20 protein-coding genes are annotated in these 20716 nt (G+C 52.0%); 7 read left to right on the top strand and 13 right to left on the bottom strand.

What is annotated here, in order from left to right; all coding sequences use genetic code 11:
• Nucleotides 1-387: 387 nt before the first annotated feature.
• Nucleotides 388-1299, bottom strand: coding sequence for a LysR family transcriptional regulator (locus G5574_RS01805; RefSeq protein ID WP_164481927.1), 912 nt, complete (start codon nucleotides 1297-1299; stop codon nucleotides 388-390).
• 116 nt (nucleotides 1300-1415) lie between these two features.
• Between G5574_RS01805 and G5574_RS01800 the strand changes: the two genes are divergently transcribed.
• Both G5574_RS01800 and G5574_RS01795 read left to right on the top strand, forming a co-directional pair.
• Complete coding sequence (locus G5574_RS01800; RefSeq protein WP_164481926.1) at nucleotides 1416-2297, top strand: MBL fold metallo-hydrolase; 882 nt, start codon at nucleotides 1416-1418, stop codon at nucleotides 2295-2297.
• A gap of 12 nt (nucleotides 2298-2309) precedes the next feature.
• Nucleotides 2310-3287 carry an alpha/beta hydrolase gene (locus G5574_RS01795; RefSeq protein ID WP_164481925.1) on the top strand — a complete coding sequence of 326 codons (978 nt, stop codon included), beginning with the start codon at nucleotides 2310-2312 and terminating at the stop codon, nucleotides 3285-3287.
• Between the two features lie 407 nt (nucleotides 3288-3694).
• On the opposite strand, the gene G5574_RS01790 is transcribed toward G5574_RS01795, so the two are convergent.
• From G5574_RS01790 to G5574_RS01750, 9 genes are all read right to left on the bottom strand, one after another.
• Nucleotides 3695-4714, bottom strand: coding sequence for an acyl-CoA--6-aminopenicillanic acid acyl-transferase (locus G5574_RS01790; protein WP_039340373.1), 1020 nt, complete (start codon nucleotides 4712-4714; stop codon nucleotides 3695-3697).
• A 21-nt stretch (nucleotides 4715-4735) separates the two neighbouring features.
• Nucleotides 4736-5458, bottom strand: a complete 723-nt coding sequence (gene glnQ, locus G5574_RS01785; RefSeq protein ID WP_164483180.1) for a glutamine ABC transporter ATP-binding protein GlnQ — start codon at nucleotides 5456-5458, stop codon at nucleotides 4736-4738.
• 2 nt (nucleotides 5459-5460) lie between these two features.
• Complete coding sequence (gene glnP, locus G5574_RS01780) at nucleotides 5461-6117, bottom strand: glutamine ABC transporter permease GlnP (RefSeq protein ID WP_164481924.1); 657 nt, start codon at nucleotides 6115-6117, stop codon at nucleotides 5461-5463.
• A gap of 50 nt (nucleotides 6118-6167) precedes the next feature.
• Nucleotides 6168-6920, bottom strand: a complete 753-nt coding sequence (gene glnH / locus G5574_RS01775; RefSeq protein WP_050504836.1) for a glutamine ABC transporter substrate-binding protein GlnH — start codon at nucleotides 6918-6920, stop codon at nucleotides 6168-6170.
• 125 nt (nucleotides 6921-7045) lie between these two features.
• On the bottom strand, nucleotides 7046-7597 hold the full coding sequence (locus G5574_RS01770) for a carboxymuconolactone decarboxylase family protein (protein WP_033739463.1): 552 nt from the start codon (nucleotides 7595-7597) through the stop codon (nucleotides 7046-7048).
• Nucleotides 7597-8925 (bottom strand): aspartate aminotransferase family protein, encoded by a 1329-nt coding sequence (locus G5574_RS01765; RefSeq protein WP_164481923.1) that lies wholly within the window; start codon nucleotides 8923-8925, stop codon nucleotides 7597-7599. The genes G5574_RS01770 and G5574_RS01765 overlap by 1 nt, the downstream gene beginning before the upstream one ends.
• 129 nt (nucleotides 8926-9054) lie before the next feature.
• A complete protein-coding gene (locus tag G5574_RS01760) occupies nucleotides 9055-9912 on the bottom strand; it encodes a MurR/RpiR family transcriptional regulator (protein WP_164481922.1) in 858 nt (285 codons plus the stop codon).
• A 492-nt stretch (nucleotides 9913-10404) separates the two neighbouring features.
• On the bottom strand, nucleotides 10405-10938 hold the full coding sequence (locus G5574_RS01755; RefSeq protein WP_164481921.1) for a GNAT family N-acetyltransferase: 534 nt from the start codon (nucleotides 10936-10938) through the stop codon (nucleotides 10405-10407).
• Nucleotides 10939-11228: 290 nt separating this feature from the next.
• Nucleotides 11229-11609, bottom strand: a complete 381-nt coding sequence (locus G5574_RS01750; protein ID WP_033741436.1) for a winged helix-turn-helix transcriptional regulator — start codon at nucleotides 11607-11609, stop codon at nucleotides 11229-11231.
• Between the two features lie 99 nt (nucleotides 11610-11708).
• On the opposite strand from G5574_RS01750, the gene G5574_RS01745 reads away from it, so the two are divergent.
• Together G5574_RS01745 and G5574_RS01740 are read left to right on the top strand one after the other, a co-directional pair.
• Complete coding sequence (locus tag G5574_RS01745) at nucleotides 11709-12440, top strand: SDR family NAD(P)-dependent oxidoreductase (RefSeq protein WP_054633784.1); 732 nt, start codon at nucleotides 11709-11711, stop codon at nucleotides 12438-12440.
• A gap of 343 nt (nucleotides 12441-12783) precedes the next feature.
• On the top strand, nucleotides 12784-13080 hold the full coding sequence (locus tag G5574_RS01740; RefSeq protein WP_162285832.1) for an NIPSNAP family protein: 297 nt from the start codon (nucleotides 12784-12786) through the stop codon (nucleotides 13078-13080).
• A gap of 187 nt (nucleotides 13081-13267) precedes the next feature.
• On the opposite strand, the gene G5574_RS01735 is transcribed toward G5574_RS01740, so the two are convergent.
• Nucleotides 13268-13654 (bottom strand): hypothetical protein, encoded by a 387-nt coding sequence (locus tag G5574_RS01735; RefSeq protein ID WP_033741484.1) that lies wholly within the window; start codon nucleotides 13652-13654, stop codon nucleotides 13268-13270.
• A 99-nt stretch (nucleotides 13655-13753) separates the two neighbouring features.
• Here G5574_RS01735 and G5574_RS23955 point away from each other — a divergent pair, with 99 nt between their 5' ends.
• Nucleotides 13754-14524, top strand: a complete 771-nt coding sequence (locus G5574_RS23955) for an AraC family transcriptional regulator (protein ID WP_072193598.1) — start codon at nucleotides 13754-13756, stop codon at nucleotides 14522-14524.
• Nucleotides 14525-14693: 169 nt separating this feature from the next.
• On the opposite strand, the gene G5574_RS01725 is transcribed toward G5574_RS23955, so the two are convergent.
• Entirely contained in the window at nucleotides 14694-16355 is a 1662-nt protein-coding gene (locus G5574_RS01725) for a methyl-accepting chemotaxis protein (RefSeq protein WP_164481920.1), read from the bottom strand.
• A 722-nt stretch (nucleotides 16356-17077) separates the two neighbouring features.
• Here G5574_RS01725 and G5574_RS01720 point away from each other — a divergent pair.
• On the top strand, nucleotides 17078-18295 hold the full coding sequence (locus G5574_RS01720; protein ID WP_058708157.1) for a pectate lyase family protein: 1218 nt from the start codon (nucleotides 17078-17080) through the stop codon (nucleotides 18293-18295).
• A gap of 24 nt (nucleotides 18296-18319) precedes the next feature.
• On the top strand, nucleotides 18320-19909 hold the full coding sequence (locus tag G5574_RS01715; RefSeq protein ID WP_164481919.1) for a rhamnogalacturonan lyase B N-terminal domain-containing protein: 1590 nt from the start codon (nucleotides 18320-18322) through the stop codon (nucleotides 19907-19909).
• Between the two features lie 53 nt (nucleotides 19910-19962).
• On the opposite strand, the gene G5574_RS01710 is transcribed toward G5574_RS01715, so the two are convergent.
• Complete coding sequence (locus G5574_RS01710) at nucleotides 19963-20592, bottom strand: glutathione S-transferase family protein (protein WP_058708159.1); 630 nt, start codon at nucleotides 20590-20592, stop codon at nucleotides 19963-19965.
• Nucleotides 20593-20716 lie beyond the last annotated feature (124 nt).

Here is a 20716-nt window from a genome sequence, read left to right as displayed (position 1 = left end):
GGACAATTCCTCTTTTCACCTGATAAGTGAGCCATGTCAAAACAGGTTAAAAGACATAAGGGATGTTAAGGAAAATCATCATTCGTCAGGAAGGATAATCTTATCCGGGCTCTGTCTGTTCCCTGAGTCCTGTAACCAGCGAGTGCCTGAGCGCCCTGTTGTCTCCTGCTAAGCTGTTCCTGAGCGTTTCCACCAGCCTGATGAGCCTTGATGCTTACCATCATCACTGGCACTGTGAATGACCTGCGTATTTTTGCAACTGCACCGCTTTCTTTATCAGACCCGTCGGTGTTTATTCAGGTATATTTCAGTGCCCTGCTAATGTCATAAAGCAGGGAGCGAATACGGATATACCTGCCTGCAGAATAGTCAGCGTCAACCATTGCCTCAGGGGCGTCCTGTCATACCTGTTACTGAAAATTGTTTCCTGACCCAGTCCGCAAATAATCGTATACGGGGAGCCAGTTGGCGGTTCTCCGGCCAGGCAATATGAACCGGGAGTTCATCAACCTGCCAGTCATCAAACAGCCTGATAAGGTCCCCCTCTCTCAGCGCGTCTGCCACCAGAAACTCATAGGTCGTTACGATGCCCAGGCCCGCGCGCGCCGCACTGAATGCCGCGTAAGCGTCGTTGACGGATATCTGAAACGGACCGCTAAGCGGAAACGATTCGCTGGCTTTCATCAGTTGATGCTCAAAACGTCTGCCGCTCTGTGGGGAACGCACCTGAATATGATGAAAGTGCACTAACTGCGTGGGATGGGAGGGTTTACCCTGTCTTTTAAGGTATGCGGGCGCGGCGCATACCACCATGGGCAGTGCTCCCAGAGAGCGGGCAACAAGCGAGTCATCGTGAAGTCGTCCTATGCGTATCACGCAGTCAAACTGATTTTCAATGAGATCGCTGGTTCGGTTGCCCACGCTTGTGATGATCTGTAAATCCGGATAGCGGTCCATGAAATCCCCCAACCTCGGAATAATCAGGCAGTATGCCAGCGCGCCCGGCATGTCTACCCTGAGCTGGCCACGCCACGTTCCAGCCGCTCCCGAAACGCTGCTGTCCAGTTTTTCCGCCTGGATAAGTAATGCCTGCGCGCCCTTGTGGTAAACCTCACCCTGTTCCGTGAGGCTTAGCCGTCGTGAAGAACGATGTAAGAGTTTTACACCCAGCTCATTTTCGAGGGCCTGAATCTGCCGTGTCACCGTTGACTTGGGTAACCCGAGACTTTCCGCAGCACGGGTGAAGGCTCCGGTTTCAACGACCTGTAGAAAGCTGCGTATCGCAGAAAATTTATCCATGCCCCGCCTTATTGTTGCTGTATATGCAATTTAAGTTTGCCTGGCGCCCGATTGTTCATTACGCCCACAACCCTGAATATAAGGCCATCCAGTCCATTCCCCCAACGGAAAAGCACATGAGCAAGCTGTTAAGCTGGCACGTCGCCGGCGCAAAAATCACAAAGATTCCAGAGCAACAGAGCAACGGCATTCCCGTGTTGTCTCTGTTTCCACAGTGGGATCGTCAGTCAGCCTTGCGTTTTGCTGAACACATTCAACGTCATGATCTGGATTTTACAGACGAGACCGTGTCGCTCAGCACACACAGCTGGCTGATTGAAAAAGACGGTAAGGTCATCATCCTCGACACCGCATCGGGTAACGGCAAAAAACGCCCTGGCAATGCAAAGTTTCATGAAATGAACAGCCACTGGCTGCATGCGCTGCGAGCGGCAGGCGTTGAGCCTGAGCAGGTGGATGCGGTCGTTTTAACGCACCTTCATGTCGATCACGTCGGCTGGAATACTGTCTTGAAGAAAGGTCAGTGGCGCCCCACTTTTCCGGACGCCCGCTACTACTTCTCCGCAGATGAATACCATTTTTATCAGAACCCACTTAATGTCATGCCGGAAAGCACAGGTGCAATGGATGACAGTGTGTATCCGGTCGTCGCTTCAGGGCAGGCCGTGTTTCTGGACAGCGCCGAGACAGAGGTCGTTGCCGGGCTGCAGATTCACAGAACACCGGGGCACAGCGTTGATCACCTGGCATTCAGTTTCTCAGACGGCGGTGAGACGGCCCTGTTCTGGGGTGACGTCGTGCACAGCCCACTTCAGATATGCCTCCCCGAGTGGAACAGCCGCTACTGCGAATTTCCTGATACGGCAAAAAAATCCCGGACAGTGATGATGAATTTTGCTGCTCAGACCCGAGCGCTGGTTTTTACCTCTCACTTTCCGGACAGCTCGGCAGGACGGGTTCTCAATACAAACGGCCAGTTAACCTGGCAGCACGCCTGACAGGAGAATATCATGACAAACATACCACCGCTGTTCAGCGAAGCTTTCGCCATCCCCTCCGATACCAGAGACATTTCATTGTGGCTGCGTCACAGGCGGCGCGCTGATACCACCAACTTTGATGCGGCACAGACGGTTCTGCTGATGCACGGCGCCACTTTCTCATCGGGAAGTCTGTTTGATACACCGCTTGAGGGGGAATCTTTCCTTGATTACCTTGCCGCAGCCGGTCTGGATGTCTGGGCAGTGGATGTGCGTGGATACGGCCGCGCATCAAGACTACCTTCTTTCTCTTTGCCTGCGCGGGAAAATCCGCCGTCAGCGCGTGCTGAAACCGCAGTAAGGGACTTAGGAAGTGCGGTTGATTACGTTCTTGCACATCATGGACTGACGCAGTTGAACCTCATCGGGATGTCATGGGGAGGAACGGTGGCGTCGCTTTACACCACACGGAATACCGCTAACGTGCGGCGTCTGACGCTTATTGCGCCACAGTGGATTCAGGACGGTAAATATGCGCTGGATCCCGGCGGCGAAATAGGCGCATGGCGCGATATTGACATTGATGCAGTGGAATCACGCTGGCTTCAGGCCGCGCCAGACAATAAAAAGAACAGCCTTATTTGTCCCGGCGGATTTATGCACTGGGCCCGGCAAACAGTGGATGAGGAACCCGATCCGGTTTTGAGAGCCCAGCGCAAAATCCGGGTTAGCACCGGTCCGATTCAGGATACACGGTGTTACTGGGCAAAAAATAAAGGCGTCTACGATCCCGCCGACATCCGCGTCCCCGTATTGCTCTTACATGGTGAATGGGATCGTGATGTACCTGTGAATGCAATCCAGGACTGGTTCCTGCGAGCGACAGGCACCCCCTGGAAGCGCTGGACAGAAATTGGTGAAGCCACACACATGATGGTGCTGGAGAAAAACCGACATCAGGTGTTTGAGCTTACCCGCTATTTTATCAGTCAGGTTCTGGATATGTAATGAGGCCTGTATCACTCAAGCCTCTTGTTCAGAAAAGTATCGTGCCAGACAACATCCGCTTCAGGCACAAAGCAACCTCTGAAACAGATTAAGGTCCGTCAGGTGCGAAAAGGGGAATTTCGCCCTGCCCGCTGTTGAACGTCACGCTTAAAATTTTTAGCAAACCGGGACTGGCGCGCGCCCTCAGTGCATTGAGCAGATGCGCAAAGTCGGCGCGCTATGTCTTCCCCTTATAGCGCCCATCACTGAGCGCGCCCCCGGGCCTGCGTTTTGCACAGCACCCGCTTTCTCACCTGATCACGACGCGGTTACAAACCCTGACAGAAGCCTGCCGCTGACCAGCCCAGTGAATGTTGGTAAAACACAGAACCAAAGGTTTCATCACGGTGACAACCGGATTCCGTTTGTCATTCAATGCAGTACTGTTGCGCTGCATGTTGCCGATCCAGTGTGAAAACCTGCAATGTCGTTTTCTCGCTTTCCAGCGTGAAAATGGCTGTCGCAAGCGTGTTTTCTTCATCCGGGTCATGCGGCGACAGGCGATAAACAGGCAACACAGGATCATGCTGATCCGAGAGGATAGCTTTAGCCGACGCGCCATCAAGTTGCGTCTGTGTGTCCAGCCAGTCGTTCAGGCGCTGCTGACGTGAAGCGGAGCTCTCGGTAATCACTTGCTCAGTGGTATCAAGTTTCGCATGAATCAGGTGGTTGGCATGGGCGAAGACATGACGCAATGGCGTGACAGAACAACCGGAACCGGTTGCTTCCACGCTAAACAGGCGGCTGTCGCCCCGCTGCCCTAATGTATGGTGGAATGCCCCCGCACGCGGTCCTGTTGTCAGAATCGCGATAGCCTCATCCAGAGTTGTCGCATCCAGCGCTGCACGGGCCAGAACCTGACGAGGAACCCCCGCCGGGCGATCCACTGCGCGGATGTTATTCACCGTGTTGACAATCCCTTTTTCATTCACAGCGAATGTATGGCCGCAAATCGACCCTGGATAGGCGAAGCTGATAAATTTCAGGCCCTGTTCCGGCACCACAGAGACGATCGCACAGTCATCCCGTAACTGCGGAAAACCGTCTTCGTTATGCGCAATAATCCGCTCACCGTTCGCATTGCTTCCCGCCACGGTGGTACAACCATCCGACGTAGACCGCACCAGATCGCCACGGCAGTTCCATGCGAAGACCTCATCAAGCGGTGCCTGTAATCCTTCAGCAAGCCCTTCCAGCTCCTGCCAGATAAGCGGGAACTGCTGCTGAACACGCTGACGCATAGCCTGGGTGGGTTCAGCCTCTTTCATTGCCGTTACGGTTTGCCATAGCGCCGTTACGGTGAGCTTTTTGTGCCAGGCCTCACGGCCAAATTCACCAAGCTGCTGACCGATTGCAAAAGCGGAACCCGTGATTGTAAGTGCTTTCATTGTGTATTTATTCACTTCTGTTCAGGAGACATGCTGCAAAAATTCTTTAAGACGCGGGTTGCTGCTGGCGTTAAGCAACCTGTCAGGTGAACCATCTTCGGCAATCGTGCCACCATCAATAAAGATCAGGCGCGAGGCCACATCGCGGGCAAAGCCAATCTCATGCGTCACAATGATCATTGTCATCCCTTCTTCAGCCAGCGAGCGCATGACTTTTAATACTTCATGGCGCAGTTCAGGATCCAGTGCCGATGTCGGTTCGTCAAACAGCATCATTTTAGGCTTAACGGCCAGCGCCCGGGCAATGGCTACGCGCTGCTGTTGACCACCTGAGAGTTCAGAAGGATAGTGATCGGCACGTTCGCGTAACCCGACACGCTCCAGTAACGCCATTGCCTGTTCACGGGCGGCCGCTTTGCTCTGCTTGCGTACGCGAATCGGACCGAACATCACATTTTCCAGCGCGGTCAGATGCGGGAACAGATGAAACTGCTGAAACACCATGCCGGCTTCGCGGCGGATGTCACACTCGTTGGAATGCGGATCCGTAATGTGTTTTCCCGCAACCAGCAACGTTCCGCCAGATATCTCTTCAAGTTTATTGATACAGCGCAAAAGTGTGGATTTGCCGGAACCTGACGGGCCAATAATCACCACCACTTCACCGGTTTCAATCTTTAAGTTGATATCGTGAAGGACCTGCGTTGTGCCAAAGTTTTTGGATACCGCGTTAAATTCAACGATGCTCATAGAATATGCATCCTTTTCTCCAGTTGCTTAAGCAGGAAACTCAGGCACAACGTGACGGCCAGATAAATCATCGCCACGGCGGTCCATACCTCAAGTGCCCGAAAATTACCGGCAATAATTTCCTGGCCCTGACGCGTTAATTCGGCCACGCCAATGACAATAAACAGTGAGGTATCTTTGATACTGATAATCCATTGATTGCCTAAGGCAGGGATCATACGGCGCAGCGCTAACGGCATGATGACATGCCACAATGTACTTCGCTGCGATAGTCCCATTGCCAGACTGGCTTCTTTGAAGCCTTTATTAATAGAGAGAATCGCTCCGCGCGTGATTTCCGCGATATAGGCACCCGAGTTAATCACAATCGTTACGATGGCTGCCGTGACCGGCTCAATGCGAATGGGCAGCACCATCGGCAGCGCGAAATAAATAAACATCACCTGTACCATAATCGGTGTGCCACGAATCACTTCGACAAAAATCAGCGAAAGTGTTTTGGCTGTTTTGCCACCTAAGGCACGGCAGGTGCCGGCCAGTAATCCAATAATAAAACCGCCTAACAATCCTGACAGTGAAATAATCAGCGTCAGTTGCAATCCCTGTAAAAGAATCGGCAACGATTCCCAAATATATTTACTTTCAAAATTCATAATTCGACCCATGGAGCGAAACGAGGCCAGCTCACGCCGGCCTGGCGGGATTATTTCGGTTCTTTAGCAAACCATTTCACATAGATTTTGTTGTACGTACCGTCAGCACGCAGTGCCTTAAGGGCGGCATTGACTTTGGGTGTCAGAGGGCTGTTTTTCTGCATCGCAAAGCCGTACTGCTGAGGCAGAATGCTGTCGTTTTCACCGACGGCTTTAATCTTGCCATCGCCGGCAGTTTTTACGTAGTAGAGGACGTTCGGCGAGTCGTGCACAACCGCATCCAGGTTTCCGGCCTGTAAATCGAGATAAGCATTATCGATATTGGGAAATTCAACGTAGTCGGCTTTGTATTTGCCTTTCATAAACGTGGCGGCAGCCGTACCCTGTTTCAGGCCGACTTTTTTGCCCACTAAATCGCTGAACTTCGTGATTGACGTGTTGTTGCTTTTGACGGCGATTAATAAATCGGCGTTGTAGTAGCCATCACTGAAATCGACGACCTGCTTGCGAGGTTCAGTGATTGTAATGCCCGCCATGGCAACGTCCAGGTTGCGCGACTGCAGGCCAGGAATTAATCCGCCAAAATCCATCGGCCGTAATTCATAGCTGACATTCATTTTTTTCGCGATGGCATTCCATAAATCAATATCGAAGCCAACATATTTATCGCCTTGTTTAAATTCAAAAGGCACAAAAGCCGTATCAACGCCGACCACTAATTTATCCTGCGCTGCCACAGCAAAGGTGGCGGAACAGGCGACCAGCGCGAATGCAATTTTTAACTTAGTAAATAATCCAGACATAATAACCCTCAGCGTCAGTGAAATAGCGTGCAGTGCATGTCACCCGATGGCGTCCATCGGGATATAAAAAAGAGAATATTGATTATTCAGGACAGGTCAGGACGTGCCCTGATTAAACCCAAAGTTTACGCAGGAATAATGTGATCCTGCGTGTCGGGCACCGGCGTCTGTGCGCCGTTCATTACCATCGAAAGAAAACTGTAATAGCCATTAATACCTATCAGATCGACCACGCCTTTTTCGCCCCATAACTCGATGGCCTGCTGCCAGGTGATATCACTGACGTTTTGCTGCTGATGTAACTGCTGGCAGAAAGCGTAAATGATCGCTTCATCCGGCTTTAAATCCGTGGGCGGGCGTTTTTCATTGATGGCCTGCACAGCCGCCGCTGAAATCCCCTTTTCACGCGCTATGGGTGCGTGAATAGCCCACTCAACAGGCTGCGACCAGTGCCGTGCCGTGATCAAAATCGCCAGCTCAGATAAGCGCTGACCCAGCGCACTACGATAGCGAAGATATTCCCCCATGCGTTGTGCATGCGCCATCAGCTCGGGGCTGCGTAACAGCGGCTCAAAAGGCGGGAGCAGTGCGCCGCGCGGACCGTTGATAATCTCTTGCGCCAGTACGCGCTGCTCATCGTCCCACTCATCCGCTTTTAGCGGGGGTAAACGGTTCATCATAATTTTGCCGTCTCTTCACGGATGACGGTATTCAGTGTGTCCACAACAAAATCCAGCTGGCTGGTCGTCACGATAAACGGCGGCGCAATTAATATATGGTCGCCATACTGACCGTCCAGGGTGCCGCCCATGGGATAGACCATCAGTCCGCGCGCCATACAGTTTGCTTTGACAGCTGCATGGAGCTTCAGGCCCGGATCGAACGGCGTTTTACCTGCTTTATCAGAGACCAGCTCAACGCCGGCAAACAGACCACGTCCGCGTGTATCGCCCACGTGCGGTAATTCGCCCAGCACGTCACGCAGGGCATTGTGCAGATAAGCCCCTTGCTGTTTCACCGCGTCCAGCAGGTTATCGCGCTCAATCACGTGCTGAACCGCCAGTGCGGCCGACGCCGCGGTCGCATGACAGATATAGGTATGGCCGTGCTGGAACAGCCCGCTACCGGCCTGAAGTGCTGACACAATTTTCTCACTCGCCAGCACAGCACCAATGGGTTGATAACCGCCGCCCAGGCCTTTGGCGATGGTCACCAAGTCGGGAACCACGTCATCCTGTTCAACGGCATACAGCGTGCCGGTGCGACCCATTCCACACATCACTTCATCAGCGATATAGAGAATGCCGTATTTATCACACAGGCGACGCACGCCTTTCAGATAGCCGGGCGTGGGCGGTGTGGCGCCGGTGGTGGCACCGACAACCGTTTCCGCACAAAAACCGATAATAGTTTCCGGGCCAGCCTCAATGATCGCCTGCTCAAGCTCGTTAAGCAGGCGATCGGTGTATTGCTGCTGGGTTTCATGTTCAAGGCGATCGCGATACTCATTACAGGCAGAAACCCGGATCACGTCGATGAGCAGCGGCGCGAACTGGCGGCGACGCCATTCATTGCCGCCGACAGCCAGCGCCCCCAGCGTGTTGCCATGATAGCTTTGTTTACGGGCAATAAACTTGGTGCGTGACGTCTGGCCGATTTCAACAAAATACTGACGGGCCAGCTTGAGGGCGGTTTCCACCGCTTCCGAACCCCCGGAGACAAAATAGGCATAGTTAAGATCCCCCGGCGCGTTACGCGTCAGGTGGTCGGCGAGCTTTTCGACCGTATCGCTGGTGAAAAAACTGGTGTGCGCATAAGCCAGCTGATCGATCTGGCGATGCATCGCGGCCAGAACATCCGGATGGGCGTGTCCTAAACAGGAAACGGCCGCACCCCCGCAGGCGTCGAGATACTGTTTCCCCTTCGTATCATAAATGTACGCGCCTTGCGCGCGCGCCGCCACGATGGGTGTGCTACGCAAGCTACGGTGGATGATATGACTCATGCTGGATCCTGCTCCTGAATACGCTGTATAGACTCAGCGCATCTTGCAGGATTCATTTGAATCACGTCAATGGAATTATGATTCAAATGCATTCTGTTTTCTTATGACCGATCCATTTGCCTCATGCTGTCAGGGTTTACCCTGTACCACATAAGCGCCCGACTCCATCAAATAGCGCTCAGCATTTTCGATTTTACTCACCGCATCGCGGCCATGACGGGCAACCAGCATGGCGAGCAGGCACTCTGCCAGCCCCATGCCAGAAACGACGGAAGGGAAAAAGGACGGACTGTCGATGGAAAACAACATCTTACAATCGGCGGCCTGGGCTAACGGTGACACCAGCGAATCGGTAATCGCAATGATCTTCGCGCCCGCCCGTTGTGCGGCCTGCAATACCGCCAGAGACTCGCGAGAATACGGAGCAAAGCTGATAAGTAAGACACAATCGTCTGAACTGAATTCTCGTGTAAAGACTTCGATATTACTCGCCAGGCCATCGATCAAGGATACGTTGCGGTGAAACAAGCGATAAATGTAGAACAGCGACCAGGCAATAGGGAAACTGGCACGGAAACCGCAGATATAGACATTCTCAGCCGCATCCAGCAGGGACAAGGACTGCTCCATCATCGGACGGTTTTCATTATGTGTGAATTCGAGATTACTTTGATGCGCCTGGAACATCTCACTGTAAAGTTGAGACTGCGGACCCGACGCAACGAGCTTTTCAGCCCTGGATACATAGGTATCATTACGCAGCCCAATATCATCGATGAACGCGTCTTTTAGCTCACCCCAACCGCTGTACCCCAGCCGTTTTGCCAGACGGAGCAGAGTGGCAGGTTTAACTCCAGCCTGAAAGGCAAAGGTGCGCATCGATTGCACGACCAGTTGGTTGGTATTCTGCAGGGAGTATTCCGCAGCGCGTTGCAGTTCCGCAGACAACGTACTGAACTCACTGAGAATGTTTTCTCTTGGATTCATAGCCACTCTTCACAGGCGTTAAGGTTCAGGTATCTAAACACATTTGCTTAAGAGACTCTATAAACGGCAAACATCCCCTGGTGTTACGGCTTCATTATACTTTTCACAGCAGGGTCAACGTTTGTTTGTCGCTCATCGCTGTCTTGCAAAGCACTTTCTGAATTTTGCTGATTTCCCTTTTCTTATAATAATTTGAAACTCCAGGGAATACTGGCTGCCTCGTACCGATGACCTGCCGTTCACTCATCTTTTCGTTAAGCCGTAGTTGGTCCTGAACAGACAGGGGAAAGGTAGTGTCTGCTGTGAGTGAGGAGCGGCCGTTTGGGGTGTTCACAGCAGGTGGAAATTTTACTTACACAGCCGTGTTGGGGTTAACGGGAACCGATCGAGACATAAAATCGCCCGTTCGTTCCTTACACTACCTGAAAAGGTAATCGGTAAGCAGGCCGGCAGCGGTGTCGATTTTAGAGAGAAAAGGCATTGGCTAATTTTTCAGCAAGCAGATATCAGAAGCTGACCGGCATTTTTCCAGCTGATTCTGAATACCGGGGCATGATCTGATGAAGGCATATCGGATAATGTTCTCTCCACAATGGTGCCCCCGAGGCGCTGATAAAAAGCTGTTGCCTGGGTGTTATCTTCAAACACCCACAAATAGAGCGGTGACTCATCATCCCTGCTCTTGACCCATTCGGCTGCGCGCCAGAGAAGTTGTTTTCCTACACCGAGACCACGTAGTGAAGAGCTTACATGCAGGCTGTCTATATAACAGCCCCACTGCGCGTCATAGTGGAGCTTAATACATATGAAGCCTTCAACCTTTCCATCATATTCAGCTACAAACACTGTTTCGCTTTCATTGCTCTGATTCAGTGCTGAGCGCCAGTGTGAAAGACGATCTTCCTGCGCCTGATTTTCAAGGAAATCCGCAGACGTCACTTTCGTGTAGGTATCTCTCCATCCTGCGGTGTGCAGATGTGCTATTGCATCGGCATCACTGCGCTGAGCCTGTCTTAAGTGAATCACTGTTACCTCTCACAAACGCAATGGCGTTTCATGTTAGCAAAATCACATTCAGTCGAAAATCAGCTTACCTGGTTCAAACCATACATCACATCTTACGCAAGGATGAAAATGAATCTGGAAAACTCATGGTGACAGAGTGCTTACCTCATACGTAAATGTCCGCTTCTGGTGCAAAGCGGACATCCACATAAAGCATTGTCAGGAAACGTCGGGCTTCAGTAATCAACATTTTTCGATGCTGGCCTGTAAAACTGAGCGCGCATCGCAACAGGATTCAACATTACGACTCTTCAGCAAATCTCTTCCGCCTGTCTGGTATCGTACATCAACTGAGCCCGTTCCATTTCCGCTCCATGTTTTAGCGCCCATCCATACAGCGCACTGAATGGCTCCTGAAGCGTCTGTGCCAGTGGTGTAAGGCTGTACTCCACGCTCACTGGTGAAGTAGGCAGCACCTTTCGCAGCACCAATCCATTGCGCTCAAGCCGCTTCAGCGCATCAGACAATGCTTTGTGCGTAATACCCTCCAGCCGGCGACGGAGTTCGTTGAAGCGCACAGGTTCATTACAAAGCACAGTGAGAATTAAAATTGACCATTTATTGGTTATGTTCTCCAGAACCGGCCGCGTTTTCCCTATTTCTTTCAGGTCATTACAATCAGTTTGAGACATGGCGATATATTCCCCGATACCTGATATAAATAAAGTGCGTAATTGTTATTAAGTTTACAAATTATATCATCTGTTTTCCACCCTGACAGGAGAGAGCAGATGAGTAGATTAGAGAATAAAGTTGCCCTGATACTCGGCGGTGCAAAAGGCATTGGTCTGGCTATCAGCCAGCGATTTGCCAGTGAAGGTGCCACAACCTGGCTGACCTCACGCCGTAATGAGGAGTTAGAAGCAGCCAGTCAGACCATAAAGGGCACTGCCAGGCCAGTCCGAGCTGACGTCAGCCAGATAAGTGAACTGACGCGAATAGTCGATTTAATCAAGACAGAATCCCGCCAGATAGATGTGCTGGTCATCAACGCCGGCATGGCCGAATACTCGACGATTGATGACGTCACGCCGACACATTTTGATGCTGTTTTTGGCCTGAATGTGCGCTCACCGCTTTTTGCTCTGCAGGCAGCCCTTCCTCTGATGAAGGAGGGAGCGAGCGTCGTTTTGATAGGTTCGGTTGCCGATGTGATTGGCACGCCGGGATATGGCGTATATGGTGCCAGTAAAGCAGCACTTCGTTCTTTTGCCCGCACATGGACACGTGAACTCTCCGCCCGTGGCATCCGCGTTAATGTTGTCGCCCCCGGCCCTGTCGATACGGAGATGATGCGTGCAGCCTCTGAAGAGCTACGAAATGAGATAATCAGCACCATTCCCTTATCAAGAATGGGCAAACCTGAAGAAATTGCCAGTGCCGTCCTGTTCCTTGCAAGTGATGAAAGCAGCTATATAGCCGGAGCAGAAATCTGTGTGGATGGTGGCATGACACAGGTATGAGGCATGTCGTTCAGTTTCACTAAGATCAGAGAAAAGCTGTACGAGAAACGAACCGGGCGACGACCCGGTTTTTCTTTAGCCAGAATGGCTGAGCTCAAATTCCCGTTTATTTGTATCGGTGTCCGGCAGGCGGTATGCTGCGGCTTATTGCGGCATTGGCGCGCTCGCCGTTAATGAATCCGACATCATTTCAGCAAGGCCCGCTTCTGGCACAAAGCGGACAGGCTGACTGAGCTGAAGATCCGCTATGCGCGAAAAGTGGTCTTTTGCTAATTTCTCAGAAATAGAATAGGTATGCTTTGACTTTGTTCTGTATGAAAGCCTTAACAGCAGGATTGAAAATATGAAACAGGTCAGAATTTATACACTCAAAGACAAACAGTCAGCAGAAATTTATTTTCACCGACACTGGCCCAGACATATGGCCTCTCTCCCAGCCTTTGGTATATATGTAAATCATGTTTATCTGGGGAAAGAATGTCAGGTCATTGCAACCGTTACCTATCAGGAGGATGCCGAAATACAAGCTATAAATCAGAAATATATGGCCAGCAAGGCGTTCATGTCAGACATGGAAGGTTTCGATATGTCTTCAATCCTCCGGGTGGATGAAATCATTATTAAGGAAACACTTTTCTGACTTTGCGACTTTCTCAGCCAGCAGGAACATTCCTGTCGCAGTCACTTAAATTGATACACAGCAATTAACCGGCCGTTAAGGCGGGGTCATACAAAGCGCATTTGGCCTGTCCGCTTCTGGCACAAAGCGGACGCTAAAATCTCTTCCTTTGTCCGCTATAAGCGAGAAGCGGACATTTAAACCCCTGTTACCTGGTGCTACCCAGGTCCCGGTCACTTTCCAGACCTTTAAGCATAAGTGTGGCTTCTTCAATACGAACAAATAGCCCTGAATCATCTGTTTCAGCAAACATATAAACTTCCATCTCAACCTCTTCCCCATTGCGCTTAGTACACAATACACGATGTCTGGTAGCATAGAGATTGCCTTCACGAAGTTCGTCATGCACATCAATTTTGCCGAAAGAAATTATTTCGCGAAGTTTACGAGCATGATGAGCAAAGCTATCTAAACTTCCCCACTCATTATCAGTGCGCTGCCGATAACCGGGACTAAAGTGGCGATTAAGTATCTCTTCCAGGGGGATTTCCTGTTGGTTAATAATCTCATCCAATACGTTAGCAATAGAAATCATTTTCATGGTCAGTCCTCATCATAAGTTATCAGTACTCTACAATCGACCTGATGGCTTCGGTACGGTATAAAAGACAATAAATACCTCAAATAAGCCAATATGACCGACCCGTTAATTCCATTCTCCCGGGCTTTTTCTTCTGATGGACCCACTTTGATTGTCGCGGCCCGCCAGTCGGATGCAATAAGGGAAACACCACGTCACCATCACATTCGCGGACAGTTACTCGGCGCTGAGCATGGGCTGCTTACGATCGATGCGGAAGAGTGTCGCTGGGTCGTACCGGCAACGCATGCCGTGTGGATACCTCCAAATATTCCGCATGGTCTGCGCTCGCACGGCCCATATTCAGGATGGAGTGTTTATATATCTGCTGCGGCCTGTGGCGCATTATCTGATAAGCCTGCTGTGCTCTCAGTTACAAATCTGCTACGCGAAGCGATAACACGAGCAGCCTCCTGGAAGGTTGCAGAGCTTAATGCGCCTCAAAAACGTTTATCTGACGTTATCCTTGATGAAATCGGTTCGCTTCCCAGCGTTAATCTTGGGTTGCCAATGCCGCAGGATATACGGCTCTTAAAAGTTGCTCAGGTGCTGTCTGAGAGTCCAGATGACGGTCGCACACTTGAAGAATGGGCATTCTGGGCGGGAGTATCGTCACGCACACTGACACGGCGTTTCAGATCAGAAACCGGTTTTAGCTTTAATGAATGGCGACAGCGCATACGGTTACTCAAAGCTCTTGAGCTTCTTGCCGCAGGCAAGCAAGTGACGACAGTTGCACTGGAACTTGGATATGACAACGTGAGTGCCTTTATCGCCATGTTTCGCAGGGTATTTGGCACCACTCCTGCACGATTCAGAATTTAAATATGCAGGCCCGCATTAAGCATCGGCTTCTGGCTCAAAGCAGACGGTGCTTCTGATAAAACGCACTAATAAGCAGATTCAGGCTTTTATGCTGAAAAAGTTTCCTGCATAAAAAAGTAAAAGGGCCGGTGTCAGCCCTTAATTAAATGAAACGCTGTTAACGTAAAGATCAGAAACTCTGCCAGTTGTTTTCATCTGCTGCTGCAACGGCAGGACCTGAACGAAAAGACGATGGCGCGTGTGAAGAAGTTACCACCTTGCTGCGGACCACCGCAGGGACGTGTGAAACCGGTTTAAGGGTAAAGTTATTGACCAACTGGTTCAGTGATGCGGCCTGCTCCATCAGCGAATTTGAGGCGGCCGAGGCTTGTTCAACCAGCGCGGCGTTCTGCTGAGTGACATCATCCATCTGGTTAACGGCCTGATGCACCTGGCTGATCCCCTGTGACTGCTCACTGGCGGCCACAGAGATTTCATCCACAAGATCGGTAACCTGCCTGACGGCATCATTCATGCGTGACATATTACTGCCAACGCCCTCAGCCTGTTCGGAGCCTGCCTGGACAAAACTCATAGACGATTCGATCAGCTCTTTAATTTCACGGGCTGAAGAGGATGACCGCTGTGCAAGGTTACGGACTTCACCTGCCACCACGGCAAATCCGCGCCCCTGCTCCCCTGCCCGAGCCGCTTCAACAGCGGCGTTGAGGGCAAGAATATTGGTCTGGAAGGCAATACCTTCAATCAGCGCAATGATGTCAGTAATTTTTGCGGAACTGTCTTTGATATCGCCCATCGTCAACAGCAGTGTGCGGACACGGCCTGCGCTGTCTTCTGAAATGTCCTGTGCATTTTTGGCCAGCTGGCTGGCAAGCCGTGTGTTTTCTGCGGTCTGACGGACGGTTTCACTGAGTTCAGACATGCTTGCTGCTGTCTGCTCAAGCGATGCGGCCTGCTCCTCCGTGCGCGAAGACAGATCTTCGTTGCCGGCCGAAATCTGCGCCGATGCTGAACTGACAGACTGAGCCGACGCTTCAACCTTAGAAAGTGAGTCTGACAAATTCTCAATCAGATGGTTAAAGGTGCTGGCGGTCAGGCCAATTTCATCCCGGCGACTCACATCTGCACGCAGCGTCAGGTCAAGGCGTTCACTGGCGGTTTCCATTACATGACGCATGCCGTTCAACTGACGTTTGATGCCAAAAATGGTTCTGAGGGCGAAGAATGCGAGAATGATAATGGCTATGGCAGAACCGCCGATGAGGCTCCACACTGTTACGTTATAAGTGTGATCATTTTGTTTGCGCAGCGCATTACCAATGTCTACGTTGAGTTTCAGCTGTTTCTGAAAACCGGCATTGAGCTGACGCGCAGCGGCACCAATGCCGTCGTTACCCTGAAGGGAGCCGAGTGAAGCCGCATCATTTTGTGCACGAGAGGCGACCAGAAAAGCCGGTAAAGTGTCCTCAACTTTTTTGATAGCGGCAAACGAATTTTCCGTTAACTGACGGTCCTCATCGCTTGAAATATCATTCTTCAGATAATACTGGTTGAGCGACTTAATCTGGCTAATCGCCCCCTCGATTTCCTTTTCCAGCACAGCCTGACGGCGCGGGTCTGTTGCACTCTGGTGGCGGTAAAGTGAGATGACAAGCGCATTACTGCTGTCGACCATTTTGCCGATGTCCAGAATGGACGGAACCGTATTTTCCTGAACATAGTTAAAGCGGGACTGAAAGCCGCCCGCCACCAGCACTGCAACGATAACCATTGTCACCAGGGCAGCAGAAAGGAGTGAAAAGGTAAAGAGTAAACGCTGTGTAATGGTCATGTTATTTCCTGCCATAAAGGGATTCTGATGACTGATGAATATCAGTACTAACTCAAACATTCAGACGATTTATCGGCGGGAGAAAAATATCATTTAATAAAAATGATCAGAGAATGACCTATTACTGTGACAGGTGATGAAAACAAAGTTGGGCCGGGGACATAAACAGCACGTTCAACATGGTTCAGATTCGGTGAGTAAAAGCCTGAGGCAGACATGACAAATGGCACTTTTCACACTACGCGAAGTATAAATTATATGACGCATATGTCTTTATGTTCGCTCCAGTTGTTGCGACAGGTTTAACCTTACATCGGTAGGATGGCGTCCTTATTTACAGTAGAAACTGTTGTATTTGCATCCACTTCTGGCAGGCAGCGGAACAGCGCGGTAACGGCGCAGTTTTCGGCTGACGCGATCAGCCCTGAGCGCGAGGTCTGATGCGCAGGGACATGTTTACGTTGCCTGTATGCCCATGATCGTCCTGTGACGCACCTGCGGGTCACGGCTGTACGTTCATTTCGACTTTCCTGTACGATGCGAGTGGCCTGGTGGGTTCGACAGGCTCTTCCCCCGCTCGACATCGATGCGGGCCCGGTATGTCAGCGCAACACGGCGTCGTTGAGAGGACAGGAATGAAAAGCCCGCACTGTCGCTTCAGGTTTTCAGTTCACACGCTCTGTAGACAGGCTGTTTTCCGCCCTTTTTACGGATTGTTCACGATGTTCCTCCTTGCGGTTCTTTGCCTGACGTCCGCGTTATCGCGCGCTGCCGATCTGCCGGACGGCTTTGCCAAAGGCGTGACGGGCGGTAGCGGTGGCGCGGTTGTTCATCCCATCCGCACTGATGATCTGGTGAAGGCGTTGTGCGCCACCTATGACCGACACGGAAACTGTACGGATGATCGTCCCCGGATCATCGCTCTGGATCATACCGTCGATTTTCGTGGAACGGTCATGGTCAACGGCAAAGCCACGACCACGGAAAGGGGTTGCATGGCAAATGCCTGCCCAGGAGGCGGTGGCCAATGGGCGCGCAACGGTGCCAACCAGTTTTGTCAGGGCAAAGCGCCGGTTTCGGTGACCTATGATAATGCCGGTTTAGACCGTCTTAAGGTGGGATCAAATAAGACGCTGATTGGTGTAGGGGCACATGCGGGGATTCAGGGCATCGGGCTTTACGTCGGTGGCGGCGTTCACAACGTGATTATCCGCAATCTGACACTGTCAGATATCAATCCGCAGCTGGTCTGGGGAGGGGATGCCCTTACCGTTGATAATGCGGAGGGTGTGTGGATTGATCACAATACTTTCGCCCGCATTGGCCGACAGATGATTGTCACGGGCTGGGGCTCCGCGTCCCATGTCACGCTTTCCGATAACGAATTTGACGGCAGAACACCCTATTCCGCGACCTGCGACGGCCACCATTACTGGGTCTGGCTGTTTCTGGGACACCATGACACATTAACGGTCGCGCGCAATTATGTTCATGATACCTCCGGGCGTGCCCCGCATGCCGGTGGGATGGGCAATGCTAGTGTCCTGGCGCAGCTGGTTAACAATGTCTTTGTCAATCTGACGTATCAGGGCGCGATAATGTCCAGAACACCCTCTTCGCGTCTGCTGGTGGAAGGTAACGCCTTTGAAAATGTGGCTCATCCGCTGTTTAACGACATCAGGCAGCCCGGTAATGCCTTCGCGCTTTTTGATACGAACGCCGCCGCTGGGGAAAACGCCTGTCTGAAAAATCTGGGCAGGCGCTGTGTCAGTAATCTGCAAACCCAGAGCGGCACCGACTATCGCCCACAAGATATCACGGTCCTGGAGGCTTTCAGATACGATCGTGCCTGGCTCGTCTCGCCTGTTTCCGCAGAGGTGGCCAGCGTCCAGGTGCCCCGTGAAGCTGGCGTGGGCCATATTCACAGTCCGGTGCGGTAAGTTTTTAATGTGAGGGTTTCCCCGATGGCACGTTTATTGTTGCGCATTTTTGTCTTCTGTCTGTTCAGCAGGCTGGGCGTTGCCAGTGCCTTCGGCGTGACACACTCCGGCAACACTCTGGTGGTGGATACCGGTGCCGATCTGGTGTTTAGCATCGATGACCGCAACGGTAATCTGACATCAATGCGGTTTCATGGCAGTGAACTGGCATCATCAGAGCACAAGGCCTCACAAGTCGCCTCCGGACTGGGGCACGCGCAGGTTGCAGTGAAAACGGCAGGCGATGTCATTGTCATCAGTGCGCAGGCAGGGGAACTTATCCACTACTACCTCGCCAAAAAAGGCCGTAATGCCCTGTATATGGCGACCTACGCGCCCGCGCTTCTGCCGGTCGGGGAACTGCGTTTCGTGACGCGTCTGGATGTCAAAAAATTCCCAAAGGCCGACTGGGGCAACGATTCAAACGTCGGAAAAGCGATTGAAGGCAACGACGTCTTTTTGTTGCCTGACGGACGGACCAGTTCCAAGTTTTACTCCGCCCGTCCCATGATTGATGACGATCTGCACGGCGTCCACGGCCCGGGCGTAGCGGTCTTTATGCTGACGGGCAACCATGAGCTCAGTTCGGGTGGCCCGTTCTTTAAAGACATCGCGACGCAAAAAACGCAGATGACACACGAGCTGTACAACTATATGTATTCCAGTCATACCCAGACAGAACCGTTTCGACCGGGGTTGCATGGTATCTATGGGCTGTTGTTTACGACCGGAGAGAAGCCCCCCGCCACGTTAACCGATGTGGGATTTATTCATGCCTCACTGGGGCTGAAAGGGTTTGTCGATCAGGCTGAACGCGGCACGCTGTCAGGTGTGGTGACAGGAATGAGCGATCGTCCTGCCGCCGTTGTCGGCCTGCGAAACGCCAGCGCCGAATACTGGACGCGCGTGGACAGCCAGGGGCGTTTTACACTGACGGGCGTGCGTCAGGGGCACTATCAGATAACGCTGTACGATAAGGAACGGGAAGTCGCGCAACGTTCAGCAGACATCCAGGTCGGCAGACAAACTCAGATTGCGTTAGCCGCCCAGACCTTACCGGGTCAGGTTATTTGGCAGACGGGTTCACCGGATGGCACTCCGTCGGGGTTTCGTAACGCCCGTTTGCTGATGTCCGCTCACCCGTCCGATCGGCGTATGTCGCCCTGGACAGCCGCTGATTACCTTGTGGGAACCGCATCAGAAAGCGACTTTCCTGCCGCGCAGTGGCGGGATATTAACTCGCCAACCCGCATCCGTTTCATGCTGTCTCGTCACGATGTGCATGATTTAACTTTACGAATTTTTATTACTCTGGCGCAGTCTGGAGGACGCCCTCAGGTCAGCGTCAATCAGCGCTGGACCGCGCCGATTCCGCCGGCTTCTGGCCAGCCTGCGAGTCGGGGGATCACCCGCGGCACTTTCCGGGGCAATAATGCGCTTTTTACTTTTGTCCTGCCGGCTTCCGCCCTGCAGGCAGGAATTAACACACTGGATATTAATGTGGCCTCGGGGCAAAAAGGCACAGGATTTCTGAGCCCAGGCTTCGTCTATGACAGTATTCAGTTAGTACGATGAGCGGCGCGTTATCAGTCCTGAAAAGGCGGAGAAAACGCTGTCTTCATCACGTGTCAGGTTCCCCAGTGACGGCGCACAACAGCCTTGATGACAGGATGCGTTTCTGCCTCTTCCAGCGAAGCACAGAAAGCGGGTCTGGTGCGGCTGAGATGCGCACGCGCATTGCTCCAGCGGCTCACCACACAGGCCAGCATTTCAAGCGCGCCGGGGTTAGCAGGCTGCCATGCGCGCGTGTCAAAAAAGAGATCGCTGAACATGTCCCACTGCTCATAGAGTTTGTTGACCGCCCCCTCGGCCAGCTGCTTACGCTGATCCGGCGAGCCTGTGTCCAGCCATCTTTCCGGGTAATCAATGATGCCGATGGCGGCATAACAGTTTGCACTTATATACACTAGCCCCCGTAATTGCTGAGCACGAACGTCAGCGTCAGTTGAAAGGATGCCGGCATCAGGACAGGCCATACCAAGATAAATCATGATGGCTGCGCTTTCAGTCAGCACGGCCCCGTCAGGCAGGATGAGCGTGGGGATCTGGACCAGCGGATTCAACCGCTTTAAGGTTTCAAACCCACTGTCTTTGTGCCATGAACTCGCCTCAACCGTTGTGTATTCCGCCCCGGCCAAACTGAGCGCCATCTCAATCGCGGCGGCGCCCGAACGTGCGCTTCCATAGAGTGTGTACATATAAGATACCCTGTATGCGTTAATCCCGCGCCCTGAGGCGAGCCTGCATACATATTACCAGCAGTGATGACGTTCATCAGGGTGGCACCAGAAGTAGCATGACTCCCTGCTACAGATGAGAATA

The sequence above is a fragment of the Pantoea stewartii genome (assembly GCF_011044475.1).
Lineage (GTDB): Bacteria > Pseudomonadota > Gammaproteobacteria > Enterobacterales > Enterobacteriaceae > Pantoea > Pantoea stewartii.
Note: the sequence above shows the minus strand (reverse complement) of the source record. Positions and strands in the feature narration are given on the sequence as shown.

Bases quoted from the DNA above. Each gene is read 5' to 3' on its own strand.
- G5574_RS01805 (WP_164481927.1), bottom strand. From the start codon at position 1,299: ATGGATAAATTTTCTGCGATACGCAGCTTTCTACAGGTCGTTGAAACC.
- G5574_RS01800 (WP_164481926.1), top strand. From the start codon at position 1,416: ATGAGCAAGCTGTTAAGCTGGCACGTCGCCGGCGCAAAAATCACAAAG.
- G5574_RS01795 (WP_164481925.1), top strand. From the start codon at position 2,310: ATGACAAACATACCACCGCTGTTCAGCGAAGCTTTCGCCATCCCCTCC.
- G5574_RS01790 (WP_039340373.1), bottom strand. From the start codon at position 4,714: ATGAAAGCACTTACAATCACGGGTTCCGCTTTTGCAATCGGTCAGCAG.
- glnP (WP_164481924.1), bottom strand. From the start codon at position 6,117: ATGAATTTTGAAAGTAAATATATTTGGGAATCGTTGCCGATTCTTTTA.
- glnH (WP_050504836.1), bottom strand. From the start codon at position 6,920: ATGTCTGGATTATTTACTAAGTTAAAAATTGCATTCGCGCTGGTCGCC.
- G5574_RS01770 (WP_033739463.1), bottom strand. From the start codon at position 7,597: ATGAACCGTTTACCCCCGCTAAAAGCGGATGAGTGGGACGATGAGCAG.
- G5574_RS01765 (WP_164481923.1), bottom strand. From the start codon at position 8,925: ATGAGTCATATCATCCACCGTAGCTTGCGTAGCACACCCATCGTGGCG.
- G5574_RS01760 (WP_164481922.1), bottom strand. From the start codon at position 9,912: ATGAATCCAAGAGAAAACATTCTCAGTGAGTTCAGTACGTTGTCTGCG.
- G5574_RS01750 (WP_033741436.1), bottom strand. From the start codon at position 11,609: ATGTCTCAAACTGATTGTAATGACCTGAAAGAAATAGGGAAAACGCGG.
- G5574_RS01745 (WP_054633784.1), top strand. From the start codon at position 11,709: ATGAGTAGATTAGAGAATAAAGTTGCCCTGATACTCGGCGGTGCAAAA.
- G5574_RS01740 (WP_162285832.1), top strand. From the start codon at position 12,784: ATGAAACAGGTCAGAATTTATACACTCAAAGACAAACAGTCAGCAGAA.
- G5574_RS01735 (WP_033741484.1), bottom strand. From the start codon at position 13,654: ATGATTTCTATTGCTAACGTATTGGATGAGATTATTAACCAACAGGAA.
- G5574_RS23955 (WP_072193598.1), top strand. From the start codon at position 13,754: ATGACCGACCCGTTAATTCCATTCTCCCGGGCTTTTTCTTCTGATGGA.
- G5574_RS01725 (WP_164481920.1), bottom strand. From the start codon at position 16,355: ATGACCATTACACAGCGTTTACTCTTTACCTTTTCACTCCTTTCTGCT.
- G5574_RS01720 (WP_058708157.1), top strand. From the start codon at position 17,078: ATGTTCCTCCTTGCGGTTCTTTGCCTGACGTCCGCGTTATCGCGCGCT.
- G5574_RS01715 (WP_164481919.1), top strand. From the start codon at position 18,320: ATGGCACGTTTATTGTTGCGCATTTTTGTCTTCTGTCTGTTCAGCAGG.
- G5574_RS01710 (WP_058708159.1), bottom strand. From the start codon at position 20,592: ATGTACACACTCTATGGAAGCGCACGTTCGGGCGCCGCCGCGATTGAG.